A 16,287-nucleotide genomic window follows, 5' to 3' on the forward strand; every position below is an offset into this window, starting at 1 on the left:
ATCGGGCCCTGGTGAACATGGGCGGGTATACGCCGGACCTGTAACCGGTAGGAGCGAGGCTGCCTGCCAAGGGGGCCTCGAGGCAGCCCAAAGCTTTGCGGGCCAGCCTCGCTCCTACAGGTAGAGGTGCGTGACGCTTAGTTGTGAGCGTGCAGCGCTGCGTTCAGTTCGATGGCCGATTTGTGGGTCTTGCACTCCACGGCACCGGTCTCCGAATTGCGACGGAACAGCAGGTCAGGCTGGCCGGCCAGCTCGCGGGCCTTGACCACCTTGACCAGCTGGTTGTTCTCGTCCAGCAGCGCCACCTTGGTCCCGGCGGTCACGTACAGGCCCGATTCCACGGTGTTGCGGTCGCCCAGTGGGATACCGATACCGGCGTTGGCGCCGATCAGACAGCCTTCGCCGACCTTGATCACGATGTTGCCGCCGCCCGACAGGGTGCCCATGGTCGAGCAACCGCCGCCCAGGTCCGAACCCTTGCCGACGAATACGCCAGCGGACACCCGGCCTTCGATCATGCCCGGGCCTTCGGTGCCGGCGTTGAAGTTGACGAAACCTTCGTGCATCACGGTGGTGCCTTCGCCCACGTAGGCGCCCAGGCGGATACGCGCGGCGTCAGCGATGCGCACGCCGGCCGGTACCACGTAGTCGGTCATTTTCGGGAATTTGTCCACCGAGAACACTTCCAGCAGCTCGCCACGCAGGCGGGCTTCCAGTTGACGCTCGGCCAGTTCGCCGAGGTCCACCGCGCCCTGGTTGGTCCAGGCCACGTTCGGCAGCAGCGGGAAGATCCCGGCCAGGTTCAGGCCGTGCGGCTTGACCAGGCGGTGGGACAGCAGGTGCAGCTTCAGGTAGGCCTCCGGGGTGGAGGTCAACTGGGCGTCTTCGGCCAGCAGGGTGGCGACCAGCGGCTTGTGGCTCTCGGCCAGGCGGGTCAGCAGCGCGGCCTGGGTGGCGTCGATGCTTTTCAGGGCGTCGGCCAGTTCTGCGGCCTGGGTGGTGGTGAAGGTGATGGCCTGGTTGCCTTCGCTGTAACCCAGCACCGGGGTGATGGCGGCAACGATTTCCGCGGACGGCTTGAGCAGGGGCGCGGCGTAAAACACTTCCAGCCACGCGCCTTGACGGTTTTGAGTGCCGACACCAAAGGCCAGGCTGAACAGGGTAGTGGACATGCTGTTACCTCTTACAAAATTGAGCGGGCAGGCGTTATTTGATTTCTGCCGCGTAGATATCGGGCTTGAAGCCAATCAGGGTTCGGTCGCCGAGATCGAGCACCGGGCGCTTGATCATCGAGGGTTGCGCGAGCATCAGTTCGATCGCTTTCGCCTGGTCGAGATCGGCTTTGCGTTCGTCGTCGAGTTTGCGAAAGGTCGTGCCCGCACGGTTCAGCACCACCTGCCAGCCGTGCTCGTTGCACCACTGGGCCAGGTGTTCGCGGTCGATTCCGGCCGCTTTGTAGTCATGGAAGTCATAGCTGACAGCGTGTTCATCGAGCCAGGTGCGCGCCTTTTTCATGGTGTCGCAGGCTTTGATGCCGAAAAGGTGCAACGTTTTGCTTGAAGCGGTCAAGGAATTGCCCCCTTTTGAGATGCTGGAGTTAAAGGTCACGGATTATGCCATGCCCGCGCCGGTTCGGCGTCGGCGAAGGCCCGGCTTTGTAGCTTTGTGTGACAGTGGCATAGGCCGCTTGCGACTTTTGTGCAGCGGCGAGGCCCCAGCTTAAGCGGCTAATATGGCACTTCGACGGTAACCTGTTGCCTGAAGTCCGCTGCTGATCGATTGGGAAAACCGCTTTATGCAAACCGCTTATACCGTCCTTATCCTGCTGATGCTGGTGAGTCTCTCGCGGCTGGTCGGACGGGTGATTCCGTTGCCGTTGCCGCTGCTGCAGATCGCCGCCGGGGCCTTGCTGGCCTGGCCCACCCTGGGGCTGCACGTGGCGCTGGACCCGGAATTGTTTCTGTTTCTGTTCCTGCCACCGCTGCTGTTCTCCGATGGCTGGCGTATGCCCAAGCGCGAGCTGTGGCGCCTGCGCGGGCCGATCCTGACCCTGGCCGTGGGCCTGGTGCTGTTCACCGTGGTGGGGGCCGGTTATTTCATTCACTGGTTGCTGCCGACCATTCCCTTGCCGGTGGCCTTCGCCCTCGCGGCTGTCTTGTCGCCGACCGACGCCGTGGCGGTCTCGGCGATTTCCCAGAACCGCCTGCCGACGCCCTTGATGCACATGCTGCAGGGGGAGGCGCTGATGAACGACGCCTCCGGCCTGGTGACCTTCAAGTTCGCCCTGGCGGCGGCCGTGACCGGGGTGTTTTCCCTGGCCAATGCCAGCCTGACTTTTGTCCTGGTGGCCGTCGGCGGCCTGGCGGTCGGCGTGGCCCTGAGCTGGCTGGTGGGGCGCTTGCGGGCCTGGATGATCGCCCGCGGCTGGGACGACCCGGCGACCCATGTGGTGTTCATGCTGTTGCTGCCGTTCGCCGCCTACGTGCTGGCCGAGCGCCTGGGAGCCTCGGGCATCCTCTCGGCGGTGGCGGCGGGGATGATGCAGAGCTGGCTCGATCTGTTGCCCCGGCAGACCAGCACGCGTTTGCTCAACCGCAGTGTCTGGTCGCTGCTGGAGTTCGCCTTCAACGGCCTGATCTTTCTGCTGTTGGGCCTGCAACTGCCGGACATCATCAAGGCCGTGGTCAGCCACGAAACCACCTTGTGGCCGACCCTGTTCTATCGCTGCCTGGATGTGGGAGCGATCTTCCTGGTATTGCTGGTACTGCGGTTCATCTGGGTACAAAGCATCTGGCGCCTGTCCGGCCTGTTGCGCCGCTGGCGCGGCAAGGGCGAACTGACCCTGGTGCCGACCGCGCGTTCCTGCTGGTTGCTGACGGTGGGCGGGGTACGCGGGGCGGTGACCCTGGCGGGCGTCATGTCGGTGCCGCTGTTGCTGGGAGCGGGCGAGGCTTTTCCCGAGCGCGACCTGCTGATCTTCATTGCCGCCGGGGTGATCCTGTTGTCGCTGGTGGCCGCCTGTATCGCCTTGCCGCTGTTGCTGCGGGGCATCCAGAAGAGTCCTGACGAGAAGCGGCATGCCGAAGTGCGTGACGCCTGGCGCAAAACCGCCGAGGCGGCGATCCATGCCCTGGAGGCCGAGGAAGTGGCCGATGGGGCCAGCTCGCCGGATGCGGCCCAGGCGGCGCTGGCCACCGAGCTCAAGGGGCGGCTGATGTCGGAATATCGCCATCAACTGGAGGTGTTCAACGATTCCGCCGAAGCCCAGGCGCTGGCGTTTCAGATGGATTTGCTGGAGCGTAAATTGCGTTTGAAAGCGCTGCGGGCGCAGCGGCTGGAGTTGTATCGGTTGAGCCGCCAGCACCAGATCGGCGACGACGTGTTGCGCGAGGTGTTGGGCGAGCTGGACCTCAGCGAGGCCAATCTGGGGCAGGTGAAATAACGTCTGTCTTCTTGTAGGAGCGAAGCTTGCTCGCGATGAACGATAACGCGGTGTATCAGTTGTACGGCGTCGTTTCTATCGCGGGCAAGCCTCGCTTCTACGGGGGGTTACTTACGGCGCTGAACGAAATCGCGGATCCGCTCGGCGGCTTCCACGCATTCGGCCAATGGCGCTACCAGGGCCATGCGCACCCGACCGGCTCCCGGGTTGCTGCCGTCGACGTCGCGTGACAGGTAGGAGCCCGGTACCACGGTCACATGTTCCTGTTCGTACAGGTCGCGGCAGAACGCCGTGTCGTCGCCCGCCACGTTCGGCCACAGGTAGAAGCTGCCGTCCGGGCGCTGCACGTCGAGTACCGGCGCCAGGATCTCCAGCACCGCATCGAACTTCTCGCGATACAGCGCGCGGTTGGCGCGCACATGCACTTCGTCGTTCCAGGCGGCGATGCTGGCCAGCTGGGTCTGAACCGGCATGGCGCAGCCATGGTAGGTGCGGTACAGCAGGAAGCCCTTGAGGATCTCGGCGTCGCCGGCGACGAAGCCGGAGCGCAGGCCCGGCAGGTTGGAGCGCTTGGACAGGCTGTGGAACACCACGCAACGCTTGAAGTCCTGGCGTCCCAGCTCGGCGCAGGCGCTGAGCAGGCCGGGTGGCGGGGTCTGCTCGTCGAAGTACAGCTCGCTGTAGCACTCGTCGGCGGCGATCACGAAATCGTACTGGTCGGCCAGGGCGATGAGTTTCTTCAGGGTTTCGATCGGGATCAGCGCGCCGGTCGGGTTGCCCGGCGAGCACAGGAACAGGATCTGGCAACGCTGCCAGATCTCGGCCGGTACCGCGTCGAAGTCCGGATTGAAGCCGTTTTCATCCAGGCACGGCAGGTAGTGCGGCTTGGCGCCGGCGAGGAAGGCCGCGCCTTCGTAGATCTGATAGAAGGGGTTCGGGCTGACCACCAGCGCGTCGTCGCCACGGTTGACCACGGTCTGGGTGAAGGCGAACAGCGCCTCGCGGGTGCCGTTGACCGGCAGCGCATTGCGCGCCGGGTCGATCCAGCCGTCGGGCACGCCAAAACGCCGTTCGCACCAGCTGGCGATGGCTTCGCGCAGGGCTGGAAGCCCCAGGGTCGTCGGATACACGGCCATCTGGTCGAGGTTATTGGCCAGGGCCTCGGCGACAAAGCTCGGCGAGCGGTGCTTGGGTTCGCCGATGGACAGCGCGATAGGGCGCTTGTCGGGGTTGGGCTGGACGCCGCCGAGCAGGGCGCGGAGTTTCTCGAACGGGTAGGGCTGCAGCTGGTTCAGAGCGTTGTTCATCGGGGCGGTGTCTCACTCAAAGCGGGTCGTGGCGCGTGGTCAGAAGCTCAGGCGCGTCAAGGCGGTAGGCGGTTCTTGGCTGACGCTCAGCTGTTCGACGATGGCGTCCTGCAGTCGGCTGCACAGCTGGGGATCGGACAGTTGCTGGTTATGCGCGTCGGTAATGAAGAACACGTCTTCCACGCGCTCGCCCAGGGTGGCGATCTTGGCGTTTTGCAGCGACAGGTCGAACTCCAGGAAGATCTTGCCGATGCGCGCCAGCAGGCCGGGGCGATCGGGAGCGCTCAGTTCGAGCACGGTGACCGGGCGCTGGGCGTCGTTGTGGATAGTCACTTGCGGCGGGAAGGCGAAGTGTTTGAGCTGACGCGGTACTCGACGCTGGATGATGGTTGGGTAGTCGTCAGGATTGCGCAGGGCCTCGGTAAGGCCGTCGCGGATCTGTTTGACGCGTTGCGGGTTGTTGCCGATCGAGCCGCCGTCGTTGTCGAGCACGATATAGGTGTCGAGGGTGAACTGGCTGCTCGAGGTGATGATCCGGGCGTCATGGATGTTCAGGTTCAACTGGTCCATCGCGGCCACGGTCACGGCGAAGAAATCGTGCTGGTCCGGGGCGTAGATGAAGATCTGCGTGCCACCCTCGAATTCGCGCTGGGTGGTTTCCTTGATCAGCACCAGCGGGCCGCCGTCGGCCGGCTGCTGGAGGATCGCATCGCTGTGCCAGGCCACATCGCCGGCGGTGTGGCGCAGGAAGTAGTCGTCACCCAGTTGCGCCCAGAGCTGCTCGACGTCGTCCGGGTCGGTGCCGGCGCGGACCAGAATGTCCAGGGCCGCGCTTTGCGTCTGGCGGATCTGCTCTTCGCGGTCCACCGGGTTTTCCAGGCCGCGGCGCAGGGCGCGCTTGGTCTCGGTGTAGAGCTGGCGCAACAGGCTGGCGCGCCATGAGTTCCACAGCGTCGGGTTGGTCGCGTTGATGTCGGAAACCGTCAGCACGTAGAGATAGTCCAGGCGGGTCTGGTCGACCACGACCTGGGCGAAGTCATGGATGACTTGCGGGTCGGACAGGTCCTTGCGCTGGGCGGTGGTCGACATCACCAGATGGTTCTGCACCAGCCAGACAATCAGGCGCGTGTCCCACAGTGGCAACTGGTGGCGGATGCAGAAGGCTTCCGCGTCCACGGCGCCGATATCCGAATGGTCACCGTGCCGGCCCTTGCCAATGTCATGGTAGAGCCCGGCGAGGTAGATCAGTTCGGGCTTGGGCAGCTTGGCCATGAGCTTGCTGGCCAGCGGGAATTTCTCCGAAACCTGGGTGTACTGCAGTTTGCGCAAGTGTTTGATCAGGTTCAGGGTGTGGGCGTCGACCGTATAGATGTGGAACAGGTCATGCTGCATCTGCCCGACGATATGGCCGAACTCCGGCAGATAACGCCCGAGAATGCCGTAGCGATTCATCCGCCGCAGGTTGCGGTGGATGCCGATCTCGCACTTGAACAGCTCGATGAACAGGCTGGTATTGCGAATGTCATGGCGGAAATCGTCGTCGATCAGGTGGCGATTTTCGCGCAACAGGCGAATGGTGTCGGCGCGTACGCCCTTGATCTCCGGGTGCTGAGCCATGAGCACGAAGATTTCCAGCATGGCGAATGGCGTGCGGCGGAACACGTTGGCGTTGATCGCCTCGATGTAGCCGTCGTGCAGCTGGAAGCGCGAGTTGATCGGCTGCGGCGGCGCTTCGTCTTCCGGGGCGAGGATGACTTCCTCGAAGTGCTGGATGATCAGGTCGCTGAGCTGGGCGATGCTCATCACCACCCGGTAGTACTGCTGCATGAAGCTTTCGATGGCCTGCTTGGCATCGTTGCCCTCGAACCCCAGCAGCTTGGCGATCGAGCGCTGGTGATCGAACAGCAGGCGGTCTTCGGCGCGCCCGGCGAGCATGTGCAGGGCGTAGCGGACTTTCCACAGGAACTCCTGGGACGAAGCCAGCAGCGCGTTCTCGCTTTCCACCAGGAAACCTTCGCCGGCCAGGGCCCGCAGGTTCAGCGTGCCGTATTGGCGACGGGCGACCCAGAGGATGGTCTGGATGTCTCGCAGGCCGCCGGGCGAGCCTTTGACGTTGGGTTCCAGGTTGTATTCGGTGTCGTTGTACTTGTGGTGCCGCGCTTTCTGTTCGGCGCGCTTGGCCAGGAAGAAGTCCTTGCTCGGCCACATGTGTGCCGTGCTGGTGACGTCGAGCATACGCTGGCGCAGGCGTTCGGGGCCGCAGATGGTGCGGCTTTCCATCAGGTTGGTAACCACCGTCAGGTCGGCGCGGGCCTCTTCGGCGCATTCCTCCACCGAGCGCACGCTTTGCCCTACTTCCAGGCCGATGTCCCAGAGCAGGGTCAGGAAGCGTTCGATGGAGTCGCGGAAAATCTCGTGGTCGGCGCTGTCCAGCAGGATCAGCAGGTCGATGTCGGAGTAGGGGTGCAGCTCGCCGCGACCGTAGCCGCCGACCGCCACCAGGGCGATGTCGGCGTCGTCGCTCCAGTCGAACTGGTCCCAGGCCTTTTGCAGGATGTTATCGACGAACCAGGCGCGGTCCTCAATGAGCCGGCGGATATCCCGTCCGCTGCGAAAGCGCTCGTCGAGCACTTCACGTGCCTGACGAATGGCTTTCTTGAAGGCAGCGATAGGGCTTGCCTTCAGGGCCAGTTCCGCCTGGAACTGGCCGCGGTCGAACAATTCGGGATCCACCTGCGGCATTGATTGGCTTTCCTTTCTATCTATAGGTCAGGGCGCAGCTGCGTGGATCAGGCCGAGACGCGTGCGATGGTGTCATCGCTGCGCAGGGTGAAGATCTCGTAGCCAGTCTCGGTCACCAGCAGGGTGTGTTCCCACTGCGCGGAGAGCTTGCGGTCCTTGGTGATCGCGGTCCAGCCGTCGCCCAGCACCTTGGTGTCGGCCTTGCCCTGGTTGATCATCGGCTCGATGGTGAAGGTCATGCCGGCTTTCAGTTCCATGCCGGTGCCGGCGCGGCCGTAGTGCAGGATCTGCGGCTCTTCGTGGAACACCTTACCGATACCGTGGCCGCAGAACTCGCGGACCACCGAGAAACCGTTCTTTTCAGCGTGCTTCTGGATGACTTCGCCGATGTCGCCCAGGCGGCAGCCCGGCTTGACCAGTTCGATGGCCTTGTACATGCATTCCTGGGTGATCTGCGACAGGCGCTCGGCCCAGACCGGCACGGTGCCGACGTGGAACATGCGGCTGGTATCGCCGTGGTAGCCGTCCTTGATGACGGTGACGTCGATGTTCAGGGTGTCGCCATCCTTCAGCGGCTTCTCGTTCGGGATGCCGTGGCACACCACGTGGTTGATCGAGGTGCAGATGGACTTGGGGAAACCCTTGTAATTCAACGGCGCGGGAATCGCATGCTGCACATTGACGATGTAGTCGTGGCAGATGCGGTCCAGCTCTTCGGTGGTCACGCCGGGTTTGACATGCTCGGCAATCATTTCCAGCACTTCGGCGGCCAGTTTGCCGGCGACACGCATTTTTGCGATGTCCTCGGGAGTTTTGAGGGTGACGGTCATACAGGCTCTCTTGACGCTCAGTGGCGCGGATAAACACGGAATGGCTTGAAAGCGGTGTATCGAAGGCAGATCCCGTTGTGGGGTCGCCGCGCTTTCAAAAGCCTCAAAAGTGCGATTCTAACAGAGCCCTGGGGCAAATCTGAGGCTCTGTGCGTCGCTTCTTTCTATAACAGTGGAGCATTCTGGCCCGATTCCAAGGGGGGAGCAAAAAAGCCCTCCGGGGGAAATGAGAATCCGGGTTCCGTTTTTACCCTTCTTGTGGTATAAAATGCGCCGCTTTCCGGGGATGCCCCGAAAAGCCTAAACCCACACACGTGTCGACACGATGACCTGGGTGCCCTCAGCACAAGCTGTTGGTTGGTCATTGGGATACGTGGAGGCCTAACCCGACTTATCAAGGAACTATCATGTCCCAAGTCAACATGCGCGATATGCTGAAGGCCGGTGTGCACTTCGGTCACCAAACCCGTTACTGGAATCCGAAAATGGGCAAGTACATTTTCGGCGCGCGTAACAAGATTCACATCATCAACCTTGAAAAAACCCTGCCAATGTTCAACGAAGCTCTGACTTTCGTAGAGCGTCTGGCCCAGGGCAAAAACAAGATTCTGTTCGTCGGCACCAAGCGTTCCGCTGGCAAGATCGTTGCTGAAGAAGCAGCACGTTGCGGTTCGCCGTACGTCGATCACCGCTGGTTGGGCGGCATGCTGACCAACTACAAGACCATCCGTGCTTCCATCAAGCGTCTGCGTGACCTGGAAGTTCAGTCGGAAGACGGTACCTTCGCCAAGCTGACCAAGAAAGAGGCGCTGATGCGCACTCGCGATCTGGAAAAGCTGGATCGTAGCCTGGGTGGTATCAAGGACATGGGCGGTCTGCCTGATGCACTGTTCGTGATCGACGTTGACCACGAGCGCATCGCGATCACCGAAGCCAACAAGCTGGGCATCCCGGTCATCGGCGTTGTCGATACCAACAGCAGCCCGGAAGGCGTTGACTACATCATCCCAGGCAACGATGACGCCATTCGCGCCATCCAGCTGTACATGGGTTCGATGGCTGATGCCGTGATCCGTGGCCGCAACAACGTTGCAGGCGGCACCGAAGTATTCGCTGAAGACGCTCCAGCGCCGGCAGCTGAAGCCTGAGTAACTGACGCTTAGCGTTTACTCAGTACGCAAAAAGGGGGCTAGGCCCCCTTTTTGCCACCTCGGAAATCATTTACCGATGGCGCCCCTGCAGTTCTTGTCATGTGTGGCGGCTATCAAGGGTTTTCGAGAGCGCAGCTCAAGAATTGATCGCCCGTTGAGTCGGGTGGAATGGTTGAAAACCTATCCAAGAGGAATTTGAAAATGGCAGAGATTACTGCAGCGTTGGTTAAAGAACTGCGCGAGCGTACCGGCGAAGGCATGATGGACTGCAAGAAAGCCTTGACCAAGGCTGGCGGCGACATCGAGAAAGCCATTGATGACATGCGCGCTTCGGGCGCCATCAAGGCTGCCAAGAAAGCAGGCAACATCGCTGCTGAAGGCGCCATCGCCATCAAGGACGACGGTAAAGCCGCCGTTCTGCTGGAAGTCAACTCGCAGACCGACTTCCTGGCTCTGCAGGACGATTTCAAGGCATTCGTTGCTGCCAGCGTCGAAAAAGCTTTCGCTGACAAGCTGACCGATGCAGCTCCGCTGATCGAGGCTCAAGAAGCCGATCGTCTGGTTCTGGTTGGCAAGACTGGCGAGAACGTCAACATCCGTCGTCTGGCTCGCGTTGAAGGTGACGTGGTCGGTACTTACCTGCACGGTAACAAGATCGGTGTTGCGGTTGTCCTGAAAGGCGGTTCCGTAGAACTGGCCAAGGACATCGCCATGCACGTGGCTGCAAGCAACCCTGAGTTCCTGCTGCCATCGCAAGTTTCCGCTGAAGCCATCGAGCGCGAAAAAGCTGTGTTCCTGCAGCTGAACGAAGACAAGATGAAAGGCAAGCCAGCCGAAATCGTTGAAAAAATGATCGGTGGCCGTATCAGCAAGTTCCTGGCCGAAGCCAGCCTGGTTGAGCAAGCTTTCGTCAAGGATCCAGAAGTCACCGTGGGTGCCCTGGCCAAGAAAGGCGGCGCAGAAATCGTTTCGTTCACCCGCTTCGCGGTAGGTGAAGGTATCGAGAAGAAAGAAGACAACTTCGCTGAAGAAGTTGCCGCACAACTGGCTGCTGCCAAGCAACAGTAAGACGGTTTTTCAACTGTCGCCCGAAAGAGGCTGCCCGCTCACGCGCGCAGCCTCTTTTCAAATGGGGTAACCAATTTATTGGGTTGCCTTCGGAACCGGTTTACAAAGTCGTGTTCTGATGGCGCTGTGACAGCGTCAAGCTAGAGTGAACGCAGGCTGCAAACAGCTTGCAGAGAATTTTTAAAATACGCCGCAGGAGAGATTCGCAATGGCTCAGCAGGGCAGTGGTTATCAAGCTCGCTATAAACGCATTCTACTCAAGCTTAGCGGCGAGGCCCTGATGGGCTCGGAAGAGTTCGGGATCGACCCTAAGGTGCTCGATCGCATGGCGCTGGAAGTCGGCCAGCTGGTGGGCATCGGTGTTCAGGTCGGCCTGGTCATCGGTGGTGGCAACCTGTTCCGTGGCGCGGCGCTCAGTGCGGCAGGCATGGATCGGGTAACAGGCGACCACATGGGCATGCTGGCCACTGTGATGAACGGCCTGGCCATGCGCGACGCGCTGGAACGTGCGAATATCTCGGCGATTGTCATGTCGGCCATTTCCATGGTGGGTGTGACCGATCACTACGACCGTCGCAAGGCGATGCGCCATCTGAACTCCAAGGAAGTGGTGATCTTCGCTGCCGGTACCGGCAACCCGTTCTTCACGACCGACTCCGCAGCATGCTTGCGGGCGATCGAGATCGATGCCGACGTAGTGCTCAAGGCAACCAAGGTTGACGGTGTGTACACCGCAGACCCATTCAAAGACCCGCATGCCGAGAAGTTCGATCATCTGACCTACGATGAAGTGCTGGATCGCAAGCTGGGTGTCATGGATCTGACGGCGATCTGCCTGTGCCGCGACCATAAGATGCCGTTGCGCGTATTTAACATGAACAAGCCCGGCGCCCTGCTGAACATCGTGCATGGCGGCGCTGAAGGAACCCTGATCGAGGAAGGCGAACAATGATCAACGAAATCAAGAAAGACGCTCAAGAGCGCATGAAGAAGTCCCTGGAGTCGCTGGCTCACGCGTTTGGCCAGATCCGCACCGGCAAGGCGCACCCGAGCATCCTGGGTAGCGTGATGGTGCCTTACTATGGCACTGACACCCCATTGAGCGGTGTGGCCAACGTTACTGTGAAAGACTCTCAGACCCTGCAGGTGGTGCCATTCGAGCGCAACATGCTTGGGGCAATCGACAAGGCCATCGGCAGTGCCGGCCTGAACCTCAATCCGACCAATCTTGGTGAGCTGCTGCTGATCAAAATGGCGCCGCTGACTGAGGAAACCCGCAAAGGCTTCACCAAGCAGGCGCGTGCTGCTGCTGAAGATGCCCGTGTTGCCGTGCGCAATATTCGTCGCGATGCCTTGGGCGATCTGAAGAAGCTGTCCAAGGACAAGGAAATCAGTGAAGACGAAGAGCGTCGCGCCGGTGCTGAGATCGACAAGCTGATCAAAGAGTTCGAGGCTCAGATTGCTAAGGCAACTGACGAAAAAGAAAAGGACCTGATGGCCGTATAAGGGTCGGGCTTTAAATGGACAAGACCAAGCAGAGTGCGCCGTCCTCGGTGCCGCGCCATGTCGCGATCATCATGGATGGCAACAATCGCTGGGCAAAAAAACGCTTCATGCCCGGCGTCGCCGGGCATAAAGCGGGTGTTGATGCTGTTCGCGCGGTGATCGAGGTGTGCGCCGAGGCCAAGGTCGAGGTGCTGACCCTGTTTGCCTTCTCCAGTGAGAACTGGCAGCGGCCGGCCGATGAAGTCAGCGCCTTGATGGATCTGTTCTTCAAGGCATTGCGCCGCGAGGCCAAACGCCTCAATGAAAACAACATCAGCCTGCGCATCATTGGCGATCGTTCGCGTTTCCATCCTGAGTTGCAGGCTGCAATGCGCGAGGCGGAGGCGATGACTGCGGGTAGTGACCGCTTCATTCTGCAGATCGCTGCCAACTATGGCGGTCAGTGGGATATCGCCCAGGCCGCTCAGCGCCTGGCGCGGGAAGTTCAGGCGGGGCACCTGCGTCCTGAGGACATTACCCCTGAGTTGTTGCAAACCTGCCTGGCGACTGGCGACCTACCATTGCCGGACCTGTGCATTCGTACGGGGGGCGAGCACCGCATCAGCAATTTCCTGCTCTGGCAGCTGGCTTATGCCGAGCTGTACTTCTCCGACCTGTTCTGGCCGGACTTCAAACACGATGCCATGCGCGCTGCGCTGGCCGATTACGCTTCTCGCCAGCGCCGCTTCGGTAAAACGAGCGAGCAGGTCGAAGCTGGAGCCCGGGTTTAATGCTCAAACAACGAATCATTACTGCGCTGATCCTGCTGCCGATCGCCTTGTGCGGTTTTTTCTTGCTCGAAGGTTCTGCCTTCGCCCTGTTTATTGGGCTGGTGGTGACCCTCGGGGCTTGGGAGTGGGCGCGCCTAGCGGGTTTCGAGGCTCAGTCGACCCGTATTGCCTATGCAGTAGTGGTCGCTGCGCTGTTGTTCCTGATGCAGCTGTTGCCAGGTATCGCGCCTTGGGTGTTGGGGGCTGCGGTGCTCTGGTGGGGGCTGGCGACTTTCCTGGTGCTCACCTATCCGCGTACCCGTGAGCATTGGGCCGGTGCCGCGGCCAAGCTGGTGATCGGTCTGCTGATTCTGCTGCCGGCCTGGCAAGGCCTGGTCTTCATCAAGCAGCAGCCTTTGGGCAACTGGTTGATCATGGCGGTGATGGTGCTGGTCTGGGGCGCTGATATCGGTGCCTACTTCTCCGGTAAGGCGTTCGGCAAGCGCAAGCTGGCGCCGCAGGTCAGCCCGGGCAAGAGCTGGGAGGGGGTGTACGGCGGCCTGCTGCTGAGCCTGGTGATCACAGCGGTGGTCGGTCTGGTTGCGGGTTGGTCCGTTGGGCAGATCATTCTAGGCTTGCTCGGAGCGGCTATCGTGGTGTTCATCTCGGTGGTCGGCGACCTGACCGAAAGCATGTTCAAGCGCCAGGCCGGGATCAAGGACAGCAGTAACCTGCTGCCTGGGCATGGCGGCGTGCTCGATCGTATCGACAGCCTGACCGCGGCCATTCCGGTATTCGCCGTGCTGTTGTGGATGGCTGCATTGTGAGTCGCCCACAGCAGATTACGGTTCTCGGAGCCACCGGCTCTATCGGCCTCAGTACGCTGGACGTCATTGCCCGTCATCCCGAGCGTTATCAGGTCTTCGCCTTGAGCGGTTTCAGTCGTCTGGCTGAGTTGCTGGCGCTGTGCATCCGTCACGCTCCCCGTTTTGCCGTCGTCCCGCATATCGCTGCCGCGCGCAGCTTGCAGGAAGACTTGCGCAATGCCGGTTCGCGCACCCGTGTACTGGTGGGTGAGGAGGGGTTGTGTGAGGTGGCGTCCGACCCTGAAGTCGACGCGGTCATGGCGGCTATCGTCGGTGCTGCGGGTTTGCGTCCAACCCTGGCTGCCGTCGAGGCCGGCAAGAAAATTCTCCTGGCCAATAAAGAAGCACTGGTCATGTCCGGCGCGCTGTTTATGCAGGCGGTGGGCAAGAGTGGTTCGGTATTGCTGCCTATCGACAGTGAACACAACGCCATCTTCCAGTGCATGCCCGCGGACTTTTCCCGTGGGTTGAGCAATGTGGGGGTGCGGCGTATTTTGCTGACCGCATCCGGTGGCCCGTTCCGCCAAACTCCGCTGGCCGAACTGGAGCAGGTAACGCCCGAGCAGGCGTGTGCCCACCCTAACTGGTCCATGGGGCGCAAGATTTCCGTCGATTCGGCCAGCATGATGAACAAAGGCCTCGAGTTGATCGAGGCGTGCTGGTTGTTTGATGCCAAGCCTGCCCAGGTCGAGGTGGTGATTCATCCGCAAAGCGTGATTCATTCGCTGGTCGACTACGTGGACGGTTCGGTGCTGGCCCAGTTGGGCAACCCGGATATGCGTACGCCGATCGCCAATGCCCTGGCTTGGCCGGAGCGGATCGACTCCGGCGTGCCGCCCCTGGATCTGTTCGCCGTGGCACGCCTGGATTTCCAGGCGCCTGATGAACAGCGGTTCCCTTGCTTGCGTTTGGCGCGCCAGGCCGCGGAAGCTGGCAACAGCGCTCCGGCTATGCTGAACGCGGCCAACGAGGTGGCTGTTGCCGCGTTTCTCGAACGGCGCATCCGCTACCCCGAGATCGCGAGTATCATCGAAGAAGTTTTAAGCCTCGAGCCGGTTGTTGCAGTCGATGAACTGAGCGCTGTGTTCGCGGCGGACGCCAAAGCCCGTGCCCTGGCTGAGCAGTGGCTGGGTCGCAACGGCCGGTAAGGATTGCGACAAGCCTGAGCGTATCGGCACTGGATAGGATTGCGGAGAAAGTAGATGAGCGCGCTCTATATGATTGTCGGCACCCTGATAGCCCTGGGTGTGCTGGTCACCTTCCATGAATTCGGTCACTTCTGGGTGGCGCGTCGTTGCGGCGTCAAGGTTCTGCGTTTCTCCGTGGGCTTCGGCATGCCGCTGCTGCGTTGGCATGACCGGCAGGGTACCGAGTTCGTGATTGCCGCCATTCCGCTGGGCGGCTACGTGAAGATGCTCGACGAGCGCGAAGGTGAAGTGCCTGTCGATCAGCTTGATCAGTCGTTCAATCGCAAGTCGGTGCGCCAGCGTATCGCCATCGTTGCCGCCGGTCCTGTCGCCAACTTCCTGCTGGCGCTGGTGTTCTTCTGGGGGCTGGCGATGCTCGGTACCGAGCAGGTGCGTCCGGTCATCGGCAGTGTCGAGGCTGGAAGCATTGCCGCCAAGGCCGGCCTGAGTTCCGGCCAGGAAATTGTTGCAATCGATGGCGAACCCACCGTGGGGTGGTCGGCGGTCAACCTGCAGCTGGTTCGGCGTCTGGGCGAAAGCGGCACCTTGCAGTTGTTGGTTCGCGAGCAGGGTTCGACTGCCGATTCGCCCCGCGAGCTGGTGCTCGACAATTGGCTCAAGGGGACCGATGAGCCGGATCCTATTCGTTCCCTGGGGATTCGCCCCTGGCGTCCGGAGCTCGCCCCCGTTCTGGCTGAGCTCGACCCGAAAGGCCCGGCCCAGGCGGCTGGCCTGAAAACCGGCGATCGCTTGCTGGCGCTGAATGGTCAGCCGCTGACCGATTGGCAGCAGGTCGTCGACTGGGTGCGTGTACGTCCTGATACCAAAATTGTGCTGCGCGTCGAGCGTGATGGTGCTCAAATCGACGTCCCGGTGACCTTGGCCGCGCGCGGTAAAGAGAAAGTTGCCAGTGGTTATCTGGGGGCTGGGGTGAAGGCAGTCGATTGGCCGCCGGAAATGCTTCGCGAGGTCAGTTATGGTCCGCTGGCTGCGATTGGCGAAGGTGCCCGGCGTACTTGGACCATGAGCGTGCTGACCCTCGACTCACTGAAGAAAATGTTGTTCGGCGAGCTCTCGGTAAAAAACTTGAGTGGACCGATAACCATTGCTAAAGTGGCGGGCGCTTCTGCCCAGTCGGGCGTTGCTGATTTCTTGAATTTCCTTGCTTATCTGAGTATTAGCCTAGGGGTTCTGAACTTGCTGCCCATTCCTGTACTGGATGGGGGGCATTTGTTGTTTTATCTGATCGAGTGGGCGCGTGGTCGTCCCTTGTCGGATCGGGTGCAAGGTTGGGGGATACAGATCGGTATCAGCTTGGTGGTCGGGGTGATGTTGCTTGCCCTGGTCAACGATCTGGGTCGTCTGTAACGCTTCGCTGAATTGCGAATCTGCCGCATTTTGCGGCAGTTTCTTTATTGCCAGTTGGAATAAGAAAGGAC

Annotated in this window: 14 protein-coding genes; 9 read left to right on the top strand and 5 right to left on the bottom strand. The window is 61.1% G+C overall.

Annotation, left to right across the window (positions count from 1 at the left end; translation table 11 throughout):
- Window positions 1–137: 137 nt before the first annotated feature.
- Window positions 138–1,172 (bottom strand): 2,3,4,5-tetrahydropyridine-2,6-dicarboxylate N-succinyltransferase, encoded by a 1,035-nt coding sequence (gene dapD / locus AC07VU_RS02015; RefSeq protein WP_495029460.1) that lies wholly within the window; start codon window positions 1,170–1,172, stop codon window positions 138–140.
- A gap of 34 nt (window positions 1,173–1,206) precedes the next feature.
- The gene (locus AC07VU_RS02020) at window positions 1,207–1,515 is read right to left on the bottom strand and encodes an arsenate reductase (RefSeq protein WP_238437447.1); all 309 of its coding nucleotides are present in this window, start codon (window positions 1,513–1,515) and stop codon (window positions 1,207–1,209) included.
- 280 nt (window positions 1,516–1,795) lie between these two features.
- On the opposite strand from AC07VU_RS02020, the gene AC07VU_RS02025 reads away from it, so the two are divergent.
- Window positions 1,796–3,442 (top strand): Na+/H+ antiporter, encoded by a 1,647-nt coding sequence (locus tag AC07VU_RS02025; protein ID WP_087091377.1) that lies wholly within the window; start codon window positions 1,796–1,798, stop codon window positions 3,440–3,442.
- Between the two features lie 107 nt (window positions 3,443–3,549).
- Here the strand turns inward: AC07VU_RS02025 and dapC are convergent, their stop codons facing one another.
- The 3 genes from dapC to map are packed head-to-tail and all read right to left on the bottom strand — an operon-like array spanning window position 3,550 to window position 8,321.
- Window positions 3,550–4,749, bottom strand: coding sequence for a succinyldiaminopimelate transaminase (dapC, locus tag AC07VU_RS02030; RefSeq protein WP_495029461.1), 1,200 nt, complete (start codon window positions 4,747–4,749; stop codon window positions 3,550–3,552).
- 39 nt (window positions 4,750–4,788) lie between these two features.
- Window positions 4,789–7,491 (bottom strand): [protein-PII] uridylyltransferase, encoded by a 2,703-nt coding sequence (locus tag AC07VU_RS02035; protein ID WP_007924080.1) that lies wholly within the window; start codon window positions 7,489–7,491, stop codon window positions 4,789–4,791.
- A gap of 47 nt (window positions 7,492–7,538) precedes the next feature.
- Entirely contained in the window at window positions 7,539–8,321 is a 783-nt protein-coding gene (gene map, locus AC07VU_RS02040; RefSeq protein ID WP_009042382.1) for a type I methionyl aminopeptidase, read from the bottom strand.
- A 407-nt stretch (window positions 8,322–8,728) separates the two neighbouring features.
- On the opposite strand from map, the gene rpsB reads away from it, so the two are divergent.
- The 8 genes from rpsB (at window position 8,729) to rseP (ending at window position 16,216) form a co-directional block, all read left to right on the top strand.
- The gene (gene rpsB / locus AC07VU_RS02045; RefSeq protein ID WP_007924078.1) at window positions 8,729–9,469 is read left to right on the top strand and encodes a 30S ribosomal protein S2; all 741 of its coding nucleotides are present in this window, start codon (window positions 8,729–8,731) and stop codon (window positions 9,467–9,469) included.
- A 204-nt stretch (window positions 9,470–9,673) separates the two neighbouring features.
- Entirely contained in the window at window positions 9,674–10,540 is an 867-nt protein-coding gene (gene tsf / locus AC07VU_RS02050) for a translation elongation factor Ts (protein ID WP_007924077.1), read from the top strand.
- 208 nt (window positions 10,541–10,748) lie between these two features.
- The gene (gene pyrH, locus AC07VU_RS02055; RefSeq protein WP_007924076.1) at window positions 10,749–11,492 is read left to right on the top strand and encodes a UMP kinase; all 744 of its coding nucleotides are present in this window, start codon (window positions 10,749–10,751) and stop codon (window positions 11,490–11,492) included.
- The gene (gene frr, locus AC07VU_RS02060; protein WP_007924074.1) at window positions 11,489–12,046 is read left to right on the top strand and encodes a ribosome recycling factor; all 558 of its coding nucleotides are present in this window, start codon (window positions 11,489–11,491) and stop codon (window positions 12,044–12,046) included. Before pyrH ends, frr begins: the two co-directional genes overlap by 4 nt.
- Before the next feature lie 14 nt (window positions 12,047–12,060).
- Window positions 12,061–12,816: a polyprenyl diphosphate synthase gene (uppS, locus tag AC07VU_RS02065; RefSeq protein ID WP_007924072.1), complete on the top strand. Its 756-nt coding sequence runs from the start codon at window positions 12,061–12,063 to the stop codon at window positions 12,814–12,816.
- On the top strand, window positions 12,816–13,622 hold the full coding sequence (locus tag AC07VU_RS02070; RefSeq protein WP_009042384.1) for a phosphatidate cytidylyltransferase: 807 nt from the start codon (window positions 12,816–12,818) through the stop codon (window positions 13,620–13,622). Before uppS ends, AC07VU_RS02070 begins: the two co-directional genes overlap by 1 nt.
- Entirely contained in the window at window positions 13,619–14,809 is a 1,191-nt protein-coding gene (gene ispC / locus AC07VU_RS02075) for a 1-deoxy-D-xylulose-5-phosphate reductoisomerase (RefSeq protein WP_277587969.1), read from the top strand. Before AC07VU_RS02070 ends, ispC begins: the two co-directional genes overlap by 4 nt.
- Before the next feature lie 54 nt (window positions 14,810–14,863).
- A complete protein-coding gene (gene rseP / locus AC07VU_RS02080) occupies window positions 14,864–16,216 on the top strand; it encodes a sigma E protease regulator RseP (RefSeq protein WP_277587970.1) in 1,353 nt (450 codons plus the stop codon).
- The last annotated feature ends 71 nt before the right edge of the window (window positions 16,217–16,287 follow it).

Source organism: Pseudomonas sp. GW821-FHT02B10, assembly GCF_059421865.1.